The sequence below is a fragment of the Oceanobacillus sp. Castelsardo genome (assembly GCF_001659985.1).
Taxonomy (GTDB): Bacteria; Bacillota; Bacilli; order Bacillales; family Amphibacillaceae; genus Oceanobacillus.
Genome location: NZ_LYCS01000001.1, coordinates 719,939 through 741,681 on the forward strand (window position 1 = coordinate 719,939; position 21,743 = coordinate 741,681).

20 protein-coding genes are annotated in these 21,743 nt (G+C 34.7%); 8 read left to right on the plus strand and 12 right to left on the minus strand.

The features are described 5' to 3' along the window. Positions 1-174 precede the first annotated feature (174 nt). Positions 175-615 (minus strand): hypothetical protein, encoded by a 441-nt coding sequence (locus A9178_RS03650; RefSeq protein ID WP_068672543.1) that lies wholly within the window; start codon positions 613-615, stop codon positions 175-177. Positions 616-768: 153 nt separating this feature from the next. On the opposite strand from A9178_RS03650, the gene A9178_RS03655 reads away from it, so the two are divergent. From A9178_RS03655 to A9178_RS03685, 7 genes are all read left to right on the plus strand, one after another. Further along, a complete protein-coding gene (locus A9178_RS03655) occupies positions 769-972 on the plus strand; it encodes a DUF1657 domain-containing protein (RefSeq protein WP_068672544.1) in 204 nt (67 codons plus the stop codon). Between the two features lie 70 nt (positions 973-1,042). Then, positions 1,043-1,525 (plus strand): hypothetical protein, encoded by a 483-nt coding sequence (locus A9178_RS03660; RefSeq protein ID WP_068672545.1) that lies wholly within the window; start codon positions 1,043-1,045, stop codon positions 1,523-1,525. A gap of 25 nt (positions 1,526-1,550) precedes the next feature. Beyond that, positions 1,551-2,030 (plus strand): stage V sporulation protein AC, encoded by a 480-nt coding sequence (gene spoVAC / locus A9178_RS03665; RefSeq protein ID WP_068672546.1) that lies wholly within the window; start codon positions 1,551-1,553, stop codon positions 2,028-2,030. Next, positions 2,030-3,046 (plus strand): stage V sporulation protein AD, encoded by a 1,017-nt coding sequence (spoVAD, locus tag A9178_RS03670; protein ID WP_068672547.1) that lies wholly within the window; start codon positions 2,030-2,032, stop codon positions 3,044-3,046. Before spoVAC ends, spoVAD begins: the two co-directional genes overlap by 1 nt. Continuing rightward, positions 3,043-3,393, plus strand: a complete 351-nt coding sequence (spoVAE, locus tag A9178_RS03675) for a stage V sporulation protein AE (protein ID WP_068672548.1) — start codon at positions 3,043-3,045, stop codon at positions 3,391-3,393. The genes spoVAD and spoVAE overlap by 4 nt, the downstream gene beginning before the upstream one ends. A gap of 32 nt (positions 3,394-3,425) precedes the next feature. Then, complete coding sequence (locus A9178_RS03680) at positions 3,426-3,623, plus strand: DUF1657 domain-containing protein (protein ID WP_068672549.1); 198 nt, start codon at positions 3,426-3,428, stop codon at positions 3,621-3,623. A gap of 111 nt (positions 3,624-3,734) precedes the next feature. Next, positions 3,735-4,601 (plus strand): DUF421 domain-containing protein, encoded by an 867-nt coding sequence (locus A9178_RS03685; protein ID WP_068672550.1) that lies wholly within the window; start codon positions 3,735-3,737, stop codon positions 4,599-4,601. 51 nt (positions 4,602-4,652) lie between these two features. Here A9178_RS03685 and A9178_RS03690 read toward each other — a convergent pair whose 3' ends face one another. The 11 genes from A9178_RS03690 to A9178_RS03740 all read right to left on the minus strand — a co-directional run bounded on the left by A9178_RS03690 (position 4,653) and on the right by A9178_RS03740 (position 20,779). Further along, a complete protein-coding gene (locus A9178_RS03690) occupies positions 4,653-5,639 on the minus strand; it encodes a zinc-binding dehydrogenase (RefSeq protein WP_068672551.1) in 987 nt (328 codons plus the stop codon). Between the two features lie 20 nt (positions 5,640-5,659). Further along, complete coding sequence (locus A9178_RS03695) at positions 5,660-6,583, minus strand: ArsA family ATPase (RefSeq protein ID WP_068672552.1); 924 nt, start codon at positions 6,581-6,583, stop codon at positions 5,660-5,662. A gap of 23 nt (positions 6,584-6,606) precedes the next feature. Beyond that, a complete protein-coding gene (locus tag A9178_RS03700) occupies positions 6,607-6,864 on the minus strand; it encodes a cory-CC-star protein (protein WP_197482144.1) in 258 nt (85 codons plus the stop codon). Between the two features lie 52 nt (positions 6,865-6,916). Next, positions 6,917-8,659: a carbon starvation CstA family protein gene (locus A9178_RS03705; RefSeq protein ID WP_068672553.1), complete on the minus strand. Its 1,743-nt coding sequence runs from the start codon at positions 8,657-8,659 to the stop codon at positions 6,917-6,919. 141 nt (positions 8,660-8,800) lie between these two features. After that, entirely contained in the window at positions 8,801-10,180 is a 1,380-nt protein-coding gene (locus A9178_RS03710) for a Glu/Leu/Phe/Val family dehydrogenase (RefSeq protein ID WP_068672554.1), read from the minus strand. A gap of 58 nt (positions 10,181-10,238) precedes the next feature. Continuing rightward, positions 10,239-11,657, minus strand: coding sequence for a hypothetical protein (locus tag A9178_RS03715; RefSeq protein WP_068672555.1), 1,419 nt, complete (start codon positions 11,655-11,657; stop codon positions 10,239-10,241). 137 nt (positions 11,658-11,794) lie between these two features. Then, the gene (locus A9178_RS03720; protein WP_068672556.1) at positions 11,795-12,661 is read right to left on the minus strand and encodes a VanW family protein; all 867 of its coding nucleotides are present in this window, start codon (positions 12,659-12,661) and stop codon (positions 11,795-11,797) included. 296 nt (positions 12,662-12,957) lie between these two features. Then, complete coding sequence (locus tag A9178_RS03725) at positions 12,958-14,166, minus strand: NAD(P)/FAD-dependent oxidoreductase (protein ID WP_068672557.1); 1,209 nt, start codon at positions 14,164-14,166, stop codon at positions 12,958-12,960. A gap of 534 nt (positions 14,167-14,700) precedes the next feature. After that, complete coding sequence (locus A9178_RS03730; RefSeq protein WP_068672558.1) at positions 14,701-16,164, minus strand: vWA domain-containing protein; 1,464 nt, start codon at positions 16,162-16,164, stop codon at positions 14,701-14,703. Between the two features lie 213 nt (positions 16,165-16,377). Next, complete coding sequence (locus A9178_RS03735; RefSeq protein WP_068672559.1) at positions 16,378-18,534, minus strand: type IA DNA topoisomerase; 2,157 nt, start codon at positions 18,532-18,534, stop codon at positions 16,378-16,380. Between the two features lie 184 nt (positions 18,535-18,718). Next, positions 18,719-20,779 carry a catalase gene (locus A9178_RS03740; RefSeq protein ID WP_047185445.1) on the minus strand — a complete coding sequence of 687 codons (2,061 nt, stop codon included), beginning with the start codon at positions 20,777-20,779 and terminating at the stop codon, positions 18,719-18,721. A gap of 160 nt (positions 20,780-20,939) precedes the next feature. Between A9178_RS03740 and A9178_RS03745 the strand changes: the two genes are divergently transcribed. Then, complete coding sequence (locus tag A9178_RS03745) at positions 20,940-21,719, plus strand: 2-keto-4-pentenoate hydratase (protein ID WP_068672707.1); 780 nt, start codon at positions 20,940-20,942, stop codon at positions 21,717-21,719. The last annotated feature ends 24 nt before the right edge of the window (positions 21,720-21,743 follow it).

A 21,743-nucleotide genomic window follows, 5' to 3' on the forward strand; every position in this document is an offset into this window, starting at 1 on the left:
TTTCGAAGATGTTTTGTGAATATATGTCTACGCGGTGTCACCAAATCTCCCGCCTTTATAGGCGGGAGATAAGTGCAGCCAAGCTTCGAAATAAGGGCGACTAAGGTTCAGATGCCCCTGAACCTTAGTCTTTCTTTATGTAGATAAAAAAATCAGAGCGATTCTCTGATTTTTTTAGTTAAACATTAACGGTTCTACATGTTCAATATTGACTAGTTTGTTGTTTACTAGAAATTTTGCTTTTACATATAAATTCCATTCACCCTTTTTGTCTATTTGAGATAAGGTTTTTGGCTCTTGATAATAAATATTACCTTTCTCCATCTTTTTATGGACTAAACTTCCTGTAAAATCATGGTTTTTATTAAGTAAAGAAACGGAAATTAAAGGGGTTTGATGCAAGATTTCAATCGTATCCTCACCTAGATATTGTAGAGAGTGATGTACCTCTATACCACTTTTTTCTCTTTCCACTTTCATATGTATAACAAAATCATCGACTTTTTTTTCAATTACTTTTTCTTTCTCTAAAACCCCTTTTTCGTCCATACATAGAGAAATTAGAATGAAAAAAGAAGTAAATAAAATAAAAATAATTAGCCCTTTCTTTTTCAACCTTATTCCTCCCACCTTCTTTCCTAATCCTATATACGACTAAAAAGACAAAATGTTTCATTTTTTTAACGCAGAAGGAAAATTATAGAAGTATAATTCAATATCATAAAACAAAAACTACACTTGATAAATTTTTTAAAGGAGAGGATTCTTTTGACTGTTGGAACTCAAGTTAAACAAACAATTGCTGGTTTAAAAAGTGCACAAGCAAGTTTTGAACAATTTGCTTTACAAACAGAAAATAAACAAGCAAAACAAATTTATCAATCTGCAGCACAACAAACACAAGCTATCCTAGATAGTGTAGAACCAAGAATGCAACAGATTGAACAAGAAGAGCCTCAATATAAACAATAATCTTAATCCATTTTTATAGGGGCTGGATTTTCCAGCCTCTTACATATTCTCTATAAAAGGATGAAGAAAAATGAAAAAAGTATATAAATTTATATTTATAATTATATCTAGTTTTATTCTTTTTGCATGTGAAAATAACCCTCAAGCAGAAAATCAAAATGACAATAATCAAAATGACAATAATCAAAAAATAGAGGTTAAAAACATTTCTGCAAATCGGTTGATTGATCAGACCCCTTCTAATGAAGCAAAAGAAATTTTAAAAAATCACAATGAGGTAACTGGAATAAAGGCCGCTAATACCGCTACAAATTTAATTATTGCGGTGGAAATCGAACATAGTAGACGGCTCCAATTGAAAGAAATAAAAAAGGAGTTAACAGAAGAGGTAAAAAAGCATTTCAAAAATCTTCATGTTGAACTTACCGTAGATAAAAAAATTTTTTTAGAATTAGATAAACTAGAGAAGCAAATAGAAGCTAATACAATCAAACCTACTAAATTAGGCAAAGAGATTGATCGTATTACTAAATTATCAAAAGAGAAAACATAATATGGAAAGGGGAAAGAGTGATTAAATGTCTAATGAAAAGAAAAAGAAATTGCCACCTCAAGCACAAGAATATCAATCATTCCAGCAAGATAGAGAGGTAAAGCGCCCAGTCTTTAAAAATTGTATCAAGGCTTTTTTGGTTGGAGGAACGATCTGTTTAATTGGACAAATAATAACAACGTTTTATATTTACTTTTTTAATTTTACGGAACAAACTGCCGGAAACCCAACTGTCGCAACTTTAATATTTATAACTATGCTATTAACTGGTTTCGGTGTTTATGATCACATTGGTCAATTTGCTGGTGCTGGTACCGCTGTGCCTGTCACAGGATTTGGTAATGCTGTTATTTCCTCTGCTATAGAACACCGTACAGAAGGTTTCATATTAGGTGTTGGAGGAAGCATGTTAAAGTTAGCTGGACCCGTTATAGTTTACGGTGTTTTTTCTGCCTTTATTGTTGCTCTAATTAAAACCATTCTTATTCAATGGGGTGGCCTATAATGCTCACTGGACATCAAACTTGGATTTTTAATAATAAACCTAGAATAATGGAAACCGGTACTGTTGGCGGACCTTTTGAGGCACAAGGAAACATTCCAAATGCATTTGATATTTTGCATGAAGACATGTGGATTAATCAAGATTCCTTCGAGAAGGCACAACAAATAATGATGGAAGAAGCTTGTCAAGTTGCTATTAAGAAAAGTTCCATTGATAAAGAACAAGTAGATTTTTTTATTAGTGGTGACCTTATTAACCAAATTACTCCAACCACATTCGCTGCTCGAACAATGGGAATCCCCTATTTTGGTTTATTTAATGCATGTGCTACTTCTACAGAAAGTTTAGCACTATCCGCCGCTATTATTAATGGAAATGGAGCAAATTATATTCTTAGTGGCACGTCAAGCCATAATGCTTCTGCTGAACGACAATTTCGCTACCCAACAGAATACGGTGGACAAAAGCCACCTACAGCTCAATGGACAGTTACTGGTGCTGGATGTGCATTAGTTGCAAAAGAGGGTAATGGTCCCATCATTACTTCCGCGACAATCGGCAAAGTTGTTGACATGGGAATGACAGATCCTTTTAACATGGGAGGAGCAATGGCGCCCGCAGCAGTGGATACGATTGAAACGCATTTAAAGGAAAGGAATATTGACCATTCTTACTATGATTTAATTATTACAGGCGATTTGGCTCGTATTGGAAGAGAAGTATCATTAGATCTTCTTCATAAAAAAGGAATTGATCTTCCGGAAGAAAAATACGTCGATTGTGGACTAACAATTTATAAAGAAGATCAACCAGTATTTGCGGGGGCAAGTGGTCCTGCTTGTTCCGCAATAGTAGCTTATGGTCATTTTGTCAAAATGGTTAGGGAAGGAAAATTGAATCGTATTTTAGTAGTAGCTACCGGTTCTCTGCAATCACCCCTAAGCGTGAATCAAGGCGATTCCATACCTGGTATCGCACATGCAGTTTCTATCGAGTCAGGAAGTGATGTTTTATGATTTTCTTTTGGGCTTTTGTCATCGGGGGACTTATTTGCGTGATTGGACAAATTATGTTTGATGTATTTAAATTAAGTCCCGCTCATACCTTAACTACTCTTGTTGTAATTGGAGCTGTTTTAGATGGATTTGGCTTATATGAACCATTAATTGATTTTGCTGGAGCGGGCGCGACGGTTCCAATTACAAGCTTTGGTAATAGCTTAGTTCACGGTGCTATGGAAGAAGCTGAGAAACACGGGTTAATTGGTGTAGTAACAGGAATGTTTGAAGTTACAAGCTCGGGTATATCAGCGGCAATAATATTTGGGGTAATTGGCGCGTTATTATTTCGACCAAAAGGTTAGATTTACTATATTTTAAAGAGGTGTTTTTATATATGACAGTAGGTTCTGAAGTAAAGGGATGTTATGCTTCTGTTAAAAATATAGAAGCAACACTGCAAATTTTAAAAAATAAAACACAAAATGTAGAGTCGCAACAAGCATTTCAAGATGCACAACAAATTATTTCGGAAGTGAAAGAAAGTTTGAATCAACAAATCATTCACCTAACACGCGAAGAACCACAATATTAGAAACTTGCTATTCGCTTTGGACTTGGCGAATGACTAGTTGCAATGGTGCGGGAAGAAAGTTATATACTTTCCTACCTGCCAAGTAATTTATTGGAAAGGATAGAACGTCATATGCCAGAATTTCCTGAATGGATTGAAGTTATATTAAGGTCACTCGTTCTTATGGTTGTTTTATTCACTATAACGAAAATACTTGGATCAAAACAATTATCCCAAATGAACGTTTTTGAATATATAACTGGTGTAGTATTAGGTGGAATTGTTGCTATCAATACATTTGACCCAAACTCTAGTATTATTTATGCTATTATCGCAATGGTTATTTGGTTCTCCATTCCATATGTAGTTCAGAAAATCACATTAAAAAGTAAAGCATTCCGCAATTTCATGGAAGGTAAAAGTACTGTTTTTATTCAAGATGGAAAAATAATGGAAGATAACTTAAAAAAGCAAGGCTATTCTACAGATGATTTACTTGAAAAGCTTCGAGAGAGAGATGTGTTTCTTGCCGCTGATGTAGAGTTTGCTGTTTTAGAACCTGATGGAACCCTAAATGTCTTGCCAAAAAGAGAAAACCGGCCATTAACAGCCAAAGATTTAGGATTAAAACTAGCTCCACAAAAGGAACCACAAACCATCATTATGGATGGGAAAGTTCTATATGAATCTTTAGCCAATTTAAACTTAAACTTGACATGGCTTGAAACCGAATTAGAAAAACTTAACGTTAGCATTGAAAATGTATTTCTCGGTCAAGCAGATACAGATGGACAACTATATGTCGATTTATATGATGATACGATTGCGGTCCCTACTCCAAATGAAAAACCATTACTTTTAGCCACCATGAAGAAATGTCAGGCGGATTTAGAATTGTTTGCTTTATCTACTGAGAATCCGCAATCTAAAACATTGTATAAAACAAATAGCAAAAAGTTAAAAGTTGCTATTGATAAGATTGAAAAATATTTGAAATAAGAATTAAAGGAGAGCATCCATCAATCCGGATCTCTCCACTTTTATTTTATATTAATCATTAATATGAATTGCTACTTTACCAAATTGATACCCATTTTGTAAATAGTTCATAGCTTCCTTTGCCTCAGCCAAGGAAAATACACGGTCGACAACAGGGTGCATGTTATACACTTCCAAATGTTGTAACAGTTCTCTTAATTCCTCTCTACTTCCCATTGTAGAACCGAATAGTTTATATTGGCCATAGAAAAACTCGCGGAGATTAAATGAAATATCATCTTCTGTTGTAGAACCAAATGTTACGATTCTACCACCCTTTTTAAGTATTTGTAGTGAACGTTTAAACGTCTCTCCTCCAACACTGTCTATTACTAAATCAATCGTTTCTCCTTCTAACTGCTTTTCCCAATCACTGTTTGTATCGAGTACGATGTCTGCTCCCAATTTTTTTGCTTTATTTTGTTTCTGGGCACTTCGTGAACTAATAATTACTTTAGCTCCAATATTTTTTGCAAATTGAATTAAATAGGTTGCAACACCACTTCCCGCACCAGGGATAAATACTGTCTCACCTGCTTTAATTTGTCCTTTCGTCACGATAGCTCGATATCCTGTCAAGGCTGCTAAAGTCAAGACACCGGCTTCTTCCCAATTTAAATGGGCAGGTTTTTTTTCTAATTGTTCTTCAGATATAACAATTTTTTCAGCAAATGTACCATCAGTCGGATGACCTAATATATCAAAATCTAGTGGGGGTGCATCTGTTAACTCAAACCAATTTAGTGAAGGGTTAATAATAACTTCATCCCCAACCTTAAATCTTGTAACACCATCTCCCACTTTTTCCACAACACCGGCACCATCTGAACCAATGATAACTGCTTCTTTGTTGTTGTCCTTTCTACGCGCTTTTATATATGTATCCCTCCGATTTAAACCGGCAACCTTTATTGCAACTACCACTTCCCCAGTACTCGCTATGGGATCTTTAATTTCAATAACTTTATGTTCGTCATTTTCTAATACAAATGCTTTCACACTCTTCTCCCTTTCTTTATCTAATAGTAATTACTAATCTTTTCCAATTGTTGCTTATTTGTTATATCGTTCGCGAATAAAGGAACAAGAATTAATTGCTGCTGTTTAAAGGTTTCCTTAATCTGTGTTAAGTATTGTTTCTCATATTCTTTTCGTTGCTGCAAAAATTCACCATCTGCTATTTCTGGCAATATTTTATTTACGACGACGGTCTTAACATGGAGATGGTATTTATCAAGTAAATCTATAGCCTTTTTCGTTTCTAAAATAGGTAATCTCTCTGCATTTAATACAAATATAAACCCTGTATTTTTACGGTCAAGCAAAACCTCTCTAGCCTTTTGAAACCGATCTTTTCTTTCTTTTAGTACGTCATAAATTGGATCCTCTATTGGTTCCCCATCATTCAATAATTGTGTATAATTATCATTCGTTTTTTTTCTGCGTTTAAGCAAACCTTCAATCCAAATTCCCATTAATTCTGGCAAAGAAAGAAGTCTTATCGTATGCCCTGTAGGTGCAGTATCAAAGATAATCTTATCAAAACTATGACTCTCTTCAAGAATTACAGCAATTATCTTATCAAACAAAGCAGCCTCATCCGCTCCAGGAGATGCTTTTGCTGTATCCAATTGACGATGCACCTCTTGCATCATCGTCGCATTAACGGTTCCTTTAATATTTTCTTTAACTTGATTAATGTATTTTGTTGTTTCTATTTCAGGGTCAATCTCTAATGCAAATAAGTTTTCAAAAACCCGGGTAGTCTCCCCCCCAATTTTCTTATTAAAAATATCCCCTAAATTATGTGCTGGATCTGTAGATACTAGTAATGTTTTAAACCCTGAATTTGCGGATTTCCATGCAATAGCCGCTGCAGTTGTAGATTTACCAACCCCACCTTTTCCCCCGATAAATATGATTCTTTTCTCCAATTCCTTCATGTTATTCCCTCATTTTGATTAAATTAACAGCATCGGATTCCGGATAATGGTGAATGATCCATCCCCATTCTCAAATGCCAATCATGAAATTTTTCAATCATATATGGATAAAGCTCTAACGTGTAGTAGTACACTGGATTAGGAATCCCAATCATTTCCGAATAAAGCAATAATAGAAACAAATCGTCTTCATTTCGTAATTCTCTCGCAATTTCGGTACGATGGGGTAGGCTAATCACTTCTTCATAATACTCTATTAATTTTTTTATCTTGTCTAACAAGTAAATCACATCCCTAAAAGGGACCACTAAACGGATCCCTTTTTATTATTAATTAACCTACTTTATTATCATCAAGCGGGTCATCATATTTGCCCGTCATGACAGAATAGGACGTTAATGCAATCCAAAATGCAAATACGAATATAATGGCACCTAACACAAATAGTAGAGTATTAGAACCTGTTCCCCACCAAGACCACTCAAAGAACACTTGCTGGAATAATGCAACCATTGTCATAATCATTAAGAAAATCATCGGAATTAGCGTAACAGCATAATTTCTTCCTTTACGCTTAAGCCAAATCGATATAAGCATTAAACTAATGCCGGCTAATAACTGATTTGACGTCCCAAATAAAGGCCAAATTAAGTATCCTCCAGATCCAAACCCATTTGGTCCTTCTGGTATTAATACAAGTGCGGCACTTGAAACTACAGCAACAGAAGTAGCAACATGGGTTTTTGTTAATGCTGGAATCTTATATTCAGCACCTAACTCAGCAATAATATAACGCATTAAACGAACAGCAGTATCCAATGTTGTTGCTGCAAAACTAACTACAATTACAGAAACAATAGTTGCAGCAATGGCGGGCGGAATACCAATTCCTCCAGCAAGTATGGAAGCCCCCTCAACGAAAGCGCCAAGTCCTGCTCCATTTGCGGCTGTAAAGCTACTATATGTTGCAAAAAATTCATCCGTATTAGCAAATAATGTTGCGACTGTTAGGATTGAAATTAGTGCTAAAATCCCTTCACCAACCGCACCAAAATATCCAACAAATCTAGCATCCGTCTCTTTATTCAATTGTTTTGAAGACGTTCCGGATGAAACAAGTCCGTGAAACCCTGATATCGCTCCACAGGCTACCGTAATAAATAACAATGGCAACCAGTTTTTATCCGGATTTTCATTATATACTGGTGCAGTAATTTCAGGATTAGTAAAAAGTAAACCAAGATACAAGATACCTAAACCTACTACTAATTGATGTGAGTTAATAAAATCTCTAGGCTGTAATAATTTCCAAACTGGAAGTGTCGAAGCAATATAACAGTAAACCATTAGAAATACAATCCAAATCATAAAGGCTGTTGATACGGCACCAAGACCGAATAATCCAGCACCATCCTCTCCACCCATATACTGAACTAAATCAATTTGTAACACTTCATATTGTGCAGATAAAATCGCCGTTGCATACATAATAGCAAGAACAATTAATGATGGTACAAGCATTCTTACATTTTTCTTATAAACTAAATAACCAATAATTATTGCTAATGGAATTTGCGCCATTACCGGAAGAACACTTGATGGAAAACTAATAAATAAATTTGCTATTACCCAAGCAAATACAGCGTTTACCATTAATACTAAAATTAAAATAATAAATAAAAATAGGATTTTCCCTCTTTTGCCAATTAATTTATCGGCAATCGTACCAATTGACTGCCCCTTATTACGTACCGATAAAGCTAACGTACCAAAATCATGGACACCAGCAGCAAAAACAGTGCCGATAATTACCCATAAAAATGCTGGCAACCATCCCCAATAAAGTGCTATTGCAGGTCCTAATATTGGAGCTGCCCCTGCAACTGACGTAAAATGATGTCCCCACAGAACGAATTTATTAGTAGGAACAAAGTCCACCCCATCTTTATATTGATGAGCTGGCGTAACATAGTTTGGGTCTAATTTAAAGATTTTCTCTGCTACAAACTTGGAATAGTAGCGATAACCTAAAGCAAAAACAACCAAACCAATAATTGCAACTAAAACTGCATTCAAACTTTCGCCCTCCCCCTATATTTAATAGCACTCTCAACAACTATATTATAACAGTTGGGAAAAATTGTAAATATCAGAATTATTAATCATTAACTTTTAAAGATAAAAAACAGCTCCATAGTGGAACTGTTTTTGGATTGCTTAATATAATTTACCTTGTTTGTAGAGTACAACGGATAACTTCATTACCGCTTGAATATAACAATTTTCTCTCAATGAATAATTATCTCTAATATATTGTGGATAAACTACCTCAAAGGTCTTTTTCATTTTCTCAAACAACTGGTTATTTACTTCCTTTTCTGTGTAAAATTTTGTATCCCTACCTTGCATCCATTCAAAGTAAGAAACAATAACACCACCAGCATTTGCTAAAATATCAGGGATAATAATTTTTTCTTTCTTATTTAGAAAAAGATCTGCATCTCCAGTTATTGGTGAGTTCGCTCCTTCTACAATAATTTTTGCTTTTATCTGGTTCATATTCTTATTATTGATTTGGTCTTCAAGTGCAGCTAAGAAAAGGACATCTACATCTAATGTTAATAAATCATCACGAGGCATTATTTTAGCTGTTATATTTGCCTTTTCTAATTCTTTCTCATTCATTGGTAGGTCTCCAAAATTTCTTTTCGTATAGTTCTTCAATTTAGTAATATCTAATCCATCAGAATGATATAACGTAACATTTCGATCGCTTATAGCTACAATTTTGTTTTCTAAATATGGGCAACATGAAGCTTCAGAAGCAATAATGGAACCTACATTTCCGAAACCTTGAATAGCAATTTTTAAGGGTTTAGCTTGCCAAGATATTAGTTTGTTAGCATATCGATTGTTTTGACTTTTTAACCAATCTTTATTTTCATTTAGAAAATCATATAACATATAGCGCAAGGAGTAATATACGCCTTTACCAGTTGCTGTCTTTCTTCCAAGTGAACCACCATTTATTGTGCTTTTTCCTGTAAAGCTTCCAAGATAATTTTCTCCTGGATGAATACTTTTATATTCTGCCATCATCCAATCCATTTCTCTTTCACTAGTACCCATATCTGGAGCAGGAATATCTTTGTCAGGTCCAATAATTCCACTGAAATAGCGAACATATTTTTTACAAATTAAATTAAGTTCCTTGTTTTCAAAATCTCTTGGATTAATAACGACGCCGCCTTTCGCACCACCAAAAGGAACATCATGTAGAGCATTTTTCAATGTCATTAATGTTGCTAAATTAATTACTTCATCTTCATTTACTGTCTCATGAAATCGAATACCACCCTTGTAAGCACCCAATATATTATTATGTTGAACACGAAAGGCTGGTATTCGAACAATTTCCCCATTTTCTAATGGCAATCTTAAAAAAGATTTATACACATGATTTGGCGTTGAAAGAATGGAACGAATCGACCGTAACGCTTTCTCCCTCTCGTCATTCAGTAATTCTGACAAAAAAGTACTATCTCCAAATAAAGCATCTAGAGATTCATGAACAATGGTTCCCGTATTTTTTGGCATTTTCCACTCTCCTATTAAGTTGGATACTATATTTATATGAAGGGATAAGATTATTCTATTACAATAGGAATACGGCTATGGCGGTTGAAACAATTAAACCAATGATCACTGGTAAAAAGTTTTTACGTACTAATTCCATTACAGAGACCCCACATAGTCCTGCTATAGCAATTAAAGACGACCATGCAATGATGGTCCCACCCCCAGTCCAGATTGCACCCATTTGCCCGATTGCCGCTAATGTTGATGCATCGATAGAACCGGTTTCTAAACTCGCAGCAAGCGCTCCAGTTAATGGTAAACCGGAAAATCCAGATCCATCTAGCCCGGTAATAATACCTATAATTAAAATACTAAACCCAGCAAAAAATGCACTCTGTGGCAGAAACTCTTGCATTGCTTCAACTAAGCCAAATAATAAAGATGGGCCATTTTCCACTCCCAATATAGCTCCAGAAAAATCACCACTACCTAGAAAAAAGAAACCCGCAATTGGTATGACAGGCCCCATCGCTTTGAATGCAAATACGAAACCATCCGTAATATGATTACTAATATAATTCAATGCTTCTGATTTGCCAAAAGCAAGTGTCGACATTAGTAATAAAATAGCAGCTACACCACCAACAAAAGCCGCTCCATCTCCACCTACTAATCCTCCATCGCCAGAAGAAAGCTTATTCAGTAACATGACAATAAGAACTAAGAGAAGAGAAATTGGCACAAATACCGCAAAAATCTTACTCCATATTTTAAGATTTACGGTCTTAGCTTCATTTTTTGGTTCATCTGATGTTTGCAAGTTTCTTAATTCATCTTGAATATTTTTATCCTCTTTAGAGCGGATTTGTTTTCTATAGAATAAATAAGCTAAACCTAATGCTAATACCCCAGAAATTAGTGACAAAATAAGAGCCTTATCTGCTACTACGGATGCATCTAAGCCACCAGATGCCGCTGAGAGACTTGGAGCTACTTGAACAATGTAATCAGAGGATAGCGCCATTCCTTGTCCGGCTATAGCAATAGCTACTGCGGCAATAATGGCTGGTAGCCCTGCACGAACTGCTGCAGGTACTAACAATGCACAAATTAACGGGACGGCTGGAGTTGGCCAGAAAAATAAAGATATAACATAAGTGACAATCGCCAACACAAAGAAGGAGACATGCCCATTGACCATTAACTTTTGAATTGGTTGAATCATCCGTTTATCTGCTCCTAAATCTCTTAAGGAATTAAGGAGTGCAAGCATAAACATAATAATTAAAAAAATGTTAAATAACTCTTGAGCTGCAACTAAATTGGCATGGAAAATCGCTTTAAATCCACCAATTATATCTCCTGTAAAAACCCACGCAATAACAAAAGTTCCTAGAATCGTTGGTAAAACAACGCCTTTTCTAAATATCATGGTAACGATAATAACTATCGTGAATATACCATATAACCAGTGGGATAATGTTAAACCTTCCATTGAATCCCCTTCCTTTCTTGAATGTGCTATAGCCTATGCGTGAATGATTTAAAACGCTACCCACTATAAGAAAGGAAAAAATTTAAAAACAAAAAAACATCTAGCATAAAAAACTAGATGTTCTTTCATCGACTTATTTAATTACCAGTAAAATTTTCTGCAGATTCCGTTGAATATATCGTTACAATCATTTTACCATTTCCAGCCTTAGCACGGATTAGAATAGGTTCATTATATAAATTTTTAAATACAAAATCTGGTCCCCACCAACTTACAGTAGCATCTCTACCAGGTGGAACATATGGAACTCTTTTACTATGGGCATAACGTTCTACTATTTGTATACCTTTTAAATCAATAGCATTAAAAAGAGTGGAAGATACTTGACAAATTCCTCCCCCAATATCCTCCGATAATTCTCCTCTTACAATGACAGGTGCACGTTTATACCCTTTTTCTTTTGTTCGCTCCCCAACAATATCATTAAAGGAAAAGGTCTCTCCTGGAAAAACAACAGTATTATCAATTGCCTCTGTAGCCAATGAAATATTATGAGACCTTTCTTTATTACTACTTCTAAAAAAGGTAACATAGCTTCCTAACTGTTTTGCACTTATTTCTTTTAGTAATCCGCTATCTACCTTAGGGTATATTTCCCTTAAAGGAACATTTAACTTTTCATTAGTAGCACTATAATAATGGGTAATAAATTTTTCAAGAAACTCATTTCTATCCAAAGTTATCCCATATTTCCCCTCGATGATTTCATTATTTTTCCCAAATTTTGCGTTCATTGGTTCTTTATAAATTTTTGACTCTAAGTTATCCATCAATAATTCCAGTTTATTCATATCCAAAAAAATAGAATCGAAGTTAGTCCATTCATACTGATCAATTTCAACTTTTTCTAACCATATTTCGTTATGCTTTTTTAATTCAAAGACTTCTGAATCTAATACAACGGGATGTGTAAATAAAGTAAAAATTAAAGCTAAAAACAACATTTTTTCACCTCATGCTTATTATGAGGTAAAATGACAGAATCATGTAATGATAAAAGCCATTTAGCTAAATTAGCTAAATGGCTTTATTCTTAATAGAAGTCTCTAGTGTCTTCTAAATAATCACTTGCTACTCTATACCCTACTAATGCAACTAGCACAAGTAACATACCGTATAAGAAGTTTTTCATTTAAAAATTACCTCCCCTTTTTAGAGCATTATAGAGCAATACTTTTTAAATCTGTTTGATTATCAATTTATTTCCGGAAAAGGTTACGTCCGGCTCCAGCGCCCGTTCTTAGAAAGGACGGAATTTACCTTTTTTCACTACTGTCTTCGCTCCACCAACTAGGAACAATGTACGATCATCTACTACTTTCTTCATAGTTGCAGCAGATTTACCTTTTATTTTAGTTCCTTGGAAGATATTTCCTATACCATCTGTCATACCAAGTGAAGCAACAGTACCTTTGTCACTGAATACAAAGTCTTTTAATGGGCCGTTATGAATCAATGAAGCAATGTTTTCAGCCGCTACTACACCTTCTTGAGTTGCTAATTGACCAGTAGGAGGGTAAGGTCGTCCAGTTTCTTTGTTCATTACCCATGAACAATCTCCTAGAGCAAAGATATCCTCTTCACCTTGGATGCGAAGATCAGCATCAACGTTCACTTTACCTCTTACTAATTCAAATCCGGATTTACCTAGTACTGGGCTTCCTGTTACACCACCAGTCCATACAACCGTTCCACCTTTAATTAGCTCTTTATCTTCCCCAACAACGAATCCTTCAGGTGTACATTCAGAGATTGCTGCACCCATACGGAATTCTACACCACGAGATTCAAGTGATTGAATAGCGTAAGATACTAAATCTTTATCGAACATTGGTAAAATAGAAGGAGCTGCTTCCACGTTAATAATACGTACTTTATTACGTGGAATATCATGTTTCTTACATAGTCTTGGTACTTCTTCTACTAGTTCACCAACAAACTCGATTCCAGTGAAACCGCCTCCACCAACAACGATGTTTAAAGCTTCATCGTCAGCGATTTCTCCTGCACTATATTTTGCGAATTGATATTCAAGGTGTTCCGCAATTAAGCGACTTGAATCGATATCTTGAATAAAGAATGCATTTTCTTCCATTCCTTTAATTCCAAATGTGTTTGTTACAAATCCTAATGCAATTACAAGATAGTCATAAGTAACTTCGCTATTTTCTAATACAACACGTTTTTCATCTTTATTAATTTCAACAACTGTGTCATAAACTAGACGAACACGGTTAGGATTTACTACATCACTAATCATAAAACGAGCCTGGTTAGGAGTAAGTGTTCCAGCTGCTACTTCATGTAACCAAGTACTTTCGTAGTGATAATTGTGTTTATTGATAAGTACAATTTCAGCTTCTTCTTGTGATAATTTTTTTGTTAGATGTCTTACTGTAACTAGTCCTGCATAACCCGCACCTAGTACAACCACTTTAGGTTTACTCATTTAAACATCACCTTTCTTAATCTTTAATATGTACTTTTGGTAAAGTTAAATGTATAGAATTTCACACATTTATCTCTACGTAACATTAAACCGCTTATACAATAAAAAGTAAAGTATAATAAAGCGAAACTTATTCAGTGATTTCTCAATCCGTCCCACTGAATGTTAGTTGAACTTATCAAACTTGATTAGGCTGTCCGCTCCATCAACTTACAATTCTTGATTAACTCGAATTCTTCACGTTAATTGTCTTACAACGTATAGGACCTGCTAGTACCGATGTTGCAACCATTGTTTACAGTGGTACTTAGTAATCGAGTCCCAGAATATTGTGTGTTAGTAAGCCAGCCGGTTAAGACTTAATAATTTCACAGTAATATAATACCAAATTTTTCACCGATAGGCTAATAAACTACATATTTTTCGTGAATTTTTTTCAAATAAATGACAAACAAGCACTGCATTTAATATGTGCTAGTGCTTGTTCCGGATGACTTTCTTTCTCTTGCAAAGTGTACGGGGTCATTCATCAGGCTAAGTAGCGAATGCTAAATTTTCTTGTTGTCTCATCTGTTCTTTCCATTCTTCCACTTGATCCCTAATGTCTTTTGCCTCTTGATCGATTTCTTCTAGTTTATTTGCACGAAATTCACTAATGACATCTAACTTATTACGGTATTCTTCAATAATAAGCTCAGACACCTGTTCTATAATTGATGGATCAACTAATTTTTCCAAACGTAGAATTTGAACAGCTTGGTCATATCTTGACTTTTCCGTTTTAATAACTTCTCTAATCCGGTTTAAATCCTCATCAAATCGATTATATTCATCTAATATTTCCCATGGTCCTGGTGCCTTTGTATGAGTAAGAGCTAGATCAATGTAGTTTTTAAGCCATTTTTCACCGATAATAGATTTTAACTCACCTTCATTTTTGGCTGAATAGTAGGTTCCTTTTCCTAAAATGGAAAGTTCCTTCAACATATCCTCTGTATTTTCATCAACTTCTAGGCCAATAAAATGAACAGCTCTATCCACTTTTTTACTCATAAACTTTTCAATTTCTTTAACCGGGTCTCCATCACATGTCTCTGCACCATTACTTATCACATAAATCGAAACATGTTCATCTTCATCCCCACTTACTTCTTCTGCTTTTTGTATTGCTCGTGCTAACGGTGACTCACCATTACCTTCTATCGTTCTTAATGATTCCTTGAATTGTTCTTCATCAAAAGTTCCCATCGGATACATTTCTTCTACTGCATTACAAGCTAAGGCTGCATCGGACTCTGAATTATTATTTTTATAGCCATATACAATTAAGGATACCTCATTACTTTGGCCAACTATTTTTACAAATCTATTAATTGAATCTTTAATAATTTCTAATGTCGACTGACCATCTTGTGACAAAAGCATACTTGATTTTGCATCTAAAAGAATGATAGCTTTACCGTGGTTAGACTGAATATCGTTATTATCCTTCATACTAACAGTCGGCATAAATGGTTCATCAAATCTTGGCTCGAAATTCTCTGCCTTTTCAATTATTTTTTTATAATTGGGATAGCCAAGTAATTGAACGATTCTATTATAAATCTCTGATGAATCTTCTGTTTCATTTGTTAATGTTTCTAGTTCTTGAATTATTGCCTTTATTTGTTTTGAATGTAACGGTTCATTAGCCGGACTCCCTACTTCAAATTGGAACGAAGTATCTTTCACCAATAATCCAGGTTTCTGATTTTTCATCTGTTCTAAGGAATCAACGCTAGAAACAGGTTCACTTTCCGAAAAAATCTCTACATCCAAGTTGTTTTTGTTATCTTTCTCTTCATCAATTTGTTCATTGCTTTTTTCTTCTTTTACCTCAGTTTGATTATTTTCATTACTTGGATTTTTGGATACGGAAGTAGTTTTCTCTTCACTGTTACATGCACCTAAAAATAATAAACATATGAGACAGATGGATACTATTTTTTTATTAAACATTTTCTCCCTCCAATAAAATCCCCCAGTCTAATAAGCTAACAAACTATGTTCTTGTCCAATATTACCTAACTAGTGAAAATGTTGCAACCATAGTATGTAAGAACTAAATATCAAAGTATATTAGAAGGATTTAAATTAAATCGGAAAGAATACATTACTACATTATTATAAGAGAAGTAAATAAGCATTATGCCAAGTTTTTGATCGGCTTCCTTATTGTCTCTTGAATTCCATTATCCAACTATAGTAATCATTATCTTTATTTTTTTCATAGCTTAAATACGCATTAAATTTTTTTCCATTTTTACTCGTTAATCCTTTTACATATGCTTTGTTATTTTTCAATATTTGCTTTACCATTGTTTTTGTTGGCTTCTTTTTCATCGTTTGTAAAAATTTATCATTTTTCCATATAATAAATTTACATCCATTTTTCCAATTACTGCATCCAAATCCTTTATAACCGTCGATAATCTCATTTCCACATTCTGGGCATTTACCAAGTACTTCATTAGTCACTTTTTTACTTTTAACTTCTTGAATAATAACCTCTTCAGAACTTTTAATTGTTTCAACGGAATTTATTGTAAATTGAAAAACGGTACTTAAAAAATCCTGTTTACTCGCTTTACCTTTTTGAATGTCCGAAAGAACTTTTTCCAATCTACCGGTAAAATCCAAATCAAATAATTGTTGGACTGGAAAAGTTTCTACCAATTTCACACCGAGTTCCGTGCAACTTAAAATTTTTCCAGTACTAGAAATATATCCTACATCTTTTAATTTTTTTATCGTTTCAGCTCTTGTTGCCGGGGTTCCAATGCTAAATCCTTTCAAAATGCTGCCAAGAAATTCCTCACTATCCTCTTTCAAGTTCCTTCCACATGTTTCCATTACACGAAGAAGTGTTTTCTCTGTATGGGCTTTTGGTGGTTTAGTGACATGATCGGTAACTTCTAAATGTTTTATATGTACCTGTTCATTCAATTGAACATGGGGTAATAAAGTATCTTTTGATTCTATTTTTTCAACCTTTTTCCATCCATCTATAAGTTGTACCCTTCCTTTTGAATGAAAGTCCCCACTCAATTGATTGGAAACAACTTTCATGAATAGAGTCGTTTCTTCATATTCTGCAACAGGCATAAACTGCATGATAAAACGATTTAATATAGCAGAATAAACAATAGACTCATCCTGTGTTAGCCGTTTAGGATTCAAGTATGTAGGAATAATAGCACTATGACTTTCCACCTTTGCATTATTAAAAACTCTTTTTGATTTAATAAATTTTATTTCATCCTTATATGGCAAGTTTTCTGTATGCACTTTTAAGACTTGAGCAGTTTTTCCAACTAAACTTTCTTCTAGTACAGTACTAGCCGTTCTCGGATATGTGATTAACTTCTTTTCATAGAGTGATTGTGCTACTTTCAAAACTTTATCAGAGGTCCAACCTTTATATTTATTCGTTATATACCCTTGTAAATTAGATAGATTAAATAGAAATGGAGGAAACTCTTTTTTTCTTTGTACTTGTTTATCTACGATGGTAGCTTGTCTACTCAGAAAATTTCTTTGGATTTCTTCTAAATATTCTCTGTTCTTAAACTTATCTTCTTTTTTCTCCTTATAAACCCCTTTAAATTCTTCACCATTATTCGTCTCAAAAGTAGCTTCTAATTTAAAGTAGTTTTCTGGTACAAATTTTTCAATTTCTTTATCACGATCATAAATAATCTTTAATGTAGGTAACAGTACACGGCCAACATTCAATACTTTTCCTCTACCTTTTTGGTATTTTAATGTAGCTACAGAAGTTAAGTTTATACCAATAATCCAATCTGCCCACTGTCTACTTATTCCAGCATCCCTTAGAGGTTTCATCGCATGATTTGGTTGTATCTTTGCTAATCCTTCTATTACTTCATTCGGTGTCCACTCATTTAATAGTAAACGATATACTGGTTTAGACTGTTTTCCACCACGGTATATAATGCTATCACCTATTAATTGTCCTTCCCTATCATAATCACAAGCTGAAATAATTGCTTCTACATCCTTCCTATGGATTAATTGATGAATTAGTTTTAATTGTTTATTTGCACCACTATCTGGTTTTTCTCTATTTCTTGGATTACTTTTCACCTTATATTTAAATTCATTTGGGATAAAAGGGAAATTATCCATTTTCCAACGAGCCATTTTGCTATCATAATCCTTTGCATCATAAAGCTCTACCAAGTGGCCGAATGCCCAGGTCACTAAATAGCCATTGCCTTCAAAATAGCCGTCCTTTTTCGATTTTATTTTTAAAGCATCCGCTATATTTTTAGCAACAGAGGGTTTTTCTGCGAGTATTAATTTCATAAGTATCACCTGATTCTATTATTTTTATGGATTTAAAAGAGAGGACTTTGGAAGATTCCATGAAGATATTCAGATAAATTTACACACCATTCTATCATATTTTAGGATAGGATAATATTTTAGTAGATATATCTTTAATATAATGAGGAAGAAGGGAAATGAATAATCATATCCCTTCTATAATTTATTTCCTATTCCAGAAGCGTTGTTTTGCGATTGCTTCGACAAAATCATTTCCGAAGTTTGGATTATTTGAGGCAAATACTACTCCATCTAAATTGTTTTTATCAGATGGTTGAATATAAGACTGAGCAGTCGTTGCAATACCAATTGGTTTATAGTGTTTATATTGTTCATTTATAAAATGCATAACACTCTGGTTGAATTTTTCTTGATTTTTAGTATTTCCTCCAACGACATAGATAGAGTCAAACAAAACAGGATATGTTGAGGTAAATATTTTATCAACGTTAATTTTTGTGCCATCATCCCCTATAACTGTACCTAGATTTTCACTTACAATGTCCACCCAAACCCCATATTTGCGTAATACATTAAGCGCATTAGTTACCTCTTGCCCGTTAAAACCATTACCAATCAAAACAGCAACTGTTCGGGTATATGCATAATACTTCGTCCGAGTAAGAGCGGGGGAACTTTTAGTAACCGGTACATTGGTCCCGCTTGGACGTTCAACACCAATATTATCTGCAATTTGACATGCCATCCCTTTGTCAACGTTGACAAACATATCCACAACTTGTTGCCTAACAGATTTACTTTTTACATATCCAAGGTGAAAAGTAAAGGTTTCTACAATATGCTGTTTTTCAACTGGGTTCATACTATTCCAAAAAAGTCTTGGTTGTGAAAAGAAATCATAGAACGATTCACCTGGACGTTCTCTCGTCTTGTGTCCTTCAACTTTCTCCGGATAATGTGCATACCCACCTTCTTCGGGAGGGGTCTCTGCCGGCGTATTATTAGCTAGTGAATTTTTATGATAATTTACGGAATCAACATCAATCCGATGACGCGCAACTCCTTGGCGTTGGTTAAAGTTTCTTTCAACGATAGGCTGGTTGACCGGTATATTATTTATATTTGCCGTACCAAGTCGATGATAATCTGTATCTCGGTAGGCAAATGATCTACCTTGTAGGACAGGATCATCGGTGAAATCAATTCCTGGAACAACAGTTGCTGGATCAAATGAAGACTGTTCCTCTTCTGCAAAATGGTTATCAACTAGACGATTTAACGTCATTTTACCGATTATCTCAACAGGAATGACCTCTTCCGGCCAAAATTTTGTATCATCCAGAATGTCAAATTCATACTTAAATTCATCTTCTTCTGCAATCAGTTGCACACCTAGTTCATATTCGGGGTATGCTCCACGCTTAATAGCCTCATGTAAATCCCTGCGATGGAAGTCCGGATCGACCCCTCCAATGGTATTCGCTTCATCCAATAATAATGAATGGACACCAAGCACAGGCTTCCATACATATCTAACAAATGTTGATTTGCCCTGTTCGTTGATAAATCGGAACGTATTAACTGGCCAAGCTTCCATCATCCGCCAGCTTCTTGGACGGCCCCGATAGGACATAAGCCACATAATAAAATGGGCAATTTCCTGATTATTGGAGATATAATCCCAGGCATTATCGTGCGCAACAGTTGCTTGTGGGACACCTGTCCTTGGATTCGGTTTGACCGCATGGGTAAAATCGGCAAATTTCATGGCATCCATAATAGCGAAGATAGCAAATGAGAGTGCCAGCATATCATAATTTCCTTCTTGTGTGTAAAACTTGGTTGCAAAACCACGTATATCAATGGCTGTATCCTTGGACCCTTTACTCCCTATAAAGTTGGAAAATCGGACAAATACAGGTGTTTTAGTGCCAGGTTCTTGCAAAAAGTGTGCTCTTGTTACATGTTTCATGGATTTGTATAACTCAAATTCCCCATATGCTCCGTCACCTCTTGCATGAACAACTTTTTCTGGTATCCGTTCCCGACTAAAATGTGACTGTTTTCTGTAAAAATGGAAGTCCTGAAATAATGTCGGCCCCCGCTTTCCGGCTCTTAAGGACCACCGATCGTTCGAAATTTTAAACCCAGCGTCATCTGTCATTTTCTCGCCTTTACCTGTGTTTTTCTCTCTATACTGTTCCAACTGCTCCTGTTTTTTATCTTTATCAAACTTATTGTTATCTCTTGGTGACTTATCCATGTATTCTATCATCCTTTCTTATAAAAAGCTTTAAACTTAAACTCGATATTTATATGTATATGACTATTCCGCAAAATTAGAACATTAGGGGGAAAATGTGGATTTTACAGAATTGGCTGATTATATTATCATTAATTTATACAAAAAAGGGGTGTTTCATATGGACTACAATATAATAGAAGAAATCGTTACAAAAATTTACCAAGCTCGTGAAACAAAAACTCCAATTGAGTTTATTCGAAATGATTATACTTTAGATGAAAATACTGCATATGCTGTTCAAGATGAGTTAATGAAGAGAATTCAAGAAGTACATAACGAGGAAATTATCGGATATAAAATTAGTATGACAAGTAAAGAAACACAGGCTATTGCAAATACTCATGAACCGGCATACGGAACACTACTCACTTCCAATATCATTAAATCCGGCGACAATATTCTTTTATCTAACCTATTTGCACCTTTAATAGAACCAGAATTAGTGTTTATTTTAACGGAGGATCTATCACCTACTGCAACAGAAGAAGAAATTTTAAATAAAAGTAAGATAGCAGCTGGACTTGAGATTCCTGATTCACGCTATATGGATTGGTTTCCTAACTTTTCTTTAGCTGACCTACTTTCTGATGATACGGCAACAGGACTTGTCGTTGTTTCTGAAGGAATTACACCTCCTTCATTCGATGAGTTAGCTAATATTAAAATGGAGCTTTTCCACAACGGGGAAAAAGTTAGTGAAGGTATCTCATCAGCAGTGTTAGATAATCCGGTATCTGCTGTAGCATGGTTAGTTAGGAAGCTTGCTAGTCATAATAAAACGCTTAAAAAAGGAATGATGATTTCTTCGGGAACGTTTATTTCACCATTACCTGTACAAAGTGGTCATTATGAAGTTTCTTATTCTTCAATTGGAAAATTGGAAGTTTCCTTTTCATGAAGTCGGGATAATTCGGGATGAATT

Coding starts and splice junctions, on each gene's coding strand:
- A9178_RS03660 (WP_068672545.1), top strand. CDS start 1,043: ATGAAAAAAGTATATAAATTTATATTTATAATTATATCTAGTTTTATT.
- spoVAC (WP_068672546.1), top strand. CDS start 1,551: ATGTCTAATGAAAAGAAAAAGAAATTGCCACCTCAAGCACAAGAATAT.
- spoVAD (WP_068672547.1), top strand. CDS start 2,030: ATGCTCACTGGACATCAAACTTGGATTTTTAATAATAAACCTAGAATA.
- spoVAE (WP_068672548.1), top strand. CDS start 3,043: ATGATTTTCTTTTGGGCTTTTGTCATCGGGGGACTTATTTGCGTGATT.
- A9178_RS03680 (WP_068672549.1), top strand. CDS start 3,426: ATGACAGTAGGTTCTGAAGTAAAGGGATGTTATGCTTCTGTTAAAAAT.
- A9178_RS03685 (WP_068672550.1), top strand. CDS start 3,735: ATGCCAGAATTTCCTGAATGGATTGAAGTTATATTAAGGTCACTCGTT.
- A9178_RS03695 (WP_068672552.1), bottom strand. CDS start 6,583: ATGAAGGAATTGGAGAAAAGAATCATATTTATCGGGGGAAAAGGTGGG.
- A9178_RS03710 (WP_068672554.1), bottom strand. CDS start 10,180: ATGCCAAAAAATACGGGAACCATTGTTCATGAATCTCTAGATGCTTTA.
- A9178_RS03715 (WP_068672555.1), bottom strand. CDS start 11,657: ATGGAAGGTTTAACATTATCCCACTGGTTATATGGTATATTCACGATA.
- A9178_RS03720 (WP_068672556.1), bottom strand. CDS start 12,661: ATGTTGTTTTTAGCTTTAATTTTTACTTTATTTACACATCCCGTTGTA.
- A9178_RS03725 (WP_068672557.1), bottom strand. CDS start 14,166: ATGAGTAAACCTAAAGTGGTTGTACTAGGTGCGGGTTATGCAGGACTA.
- A9178_RS03730 (WP_068672558.1), bottom strand. CDS start 16,164: ATGTTTAATAAAAAAATAGTATCCATCTGTCTCATATGTTTATTATTT.
- A9178_RS03735 (WP_068672559.1), bottom strand. CDS start 18,534: ATGAAATTAATACTCGCAGAAAAACCCTCTGTTGCTAAAAATATAGCG.
- A9178_RS03740 (WP_047185445.1), bottom strand. CDS start 20,779: ATGGATAAGTCACCAAGAGATAACAATAAGTTTGATAAAGATAAAAAA.
- A9178_RS03745 (WP_068672707.1), top strand. CDS start 20,940: ATGGACTACAATATAATAGAAGAAATCGTTACAAAAATTTACCAAGCT.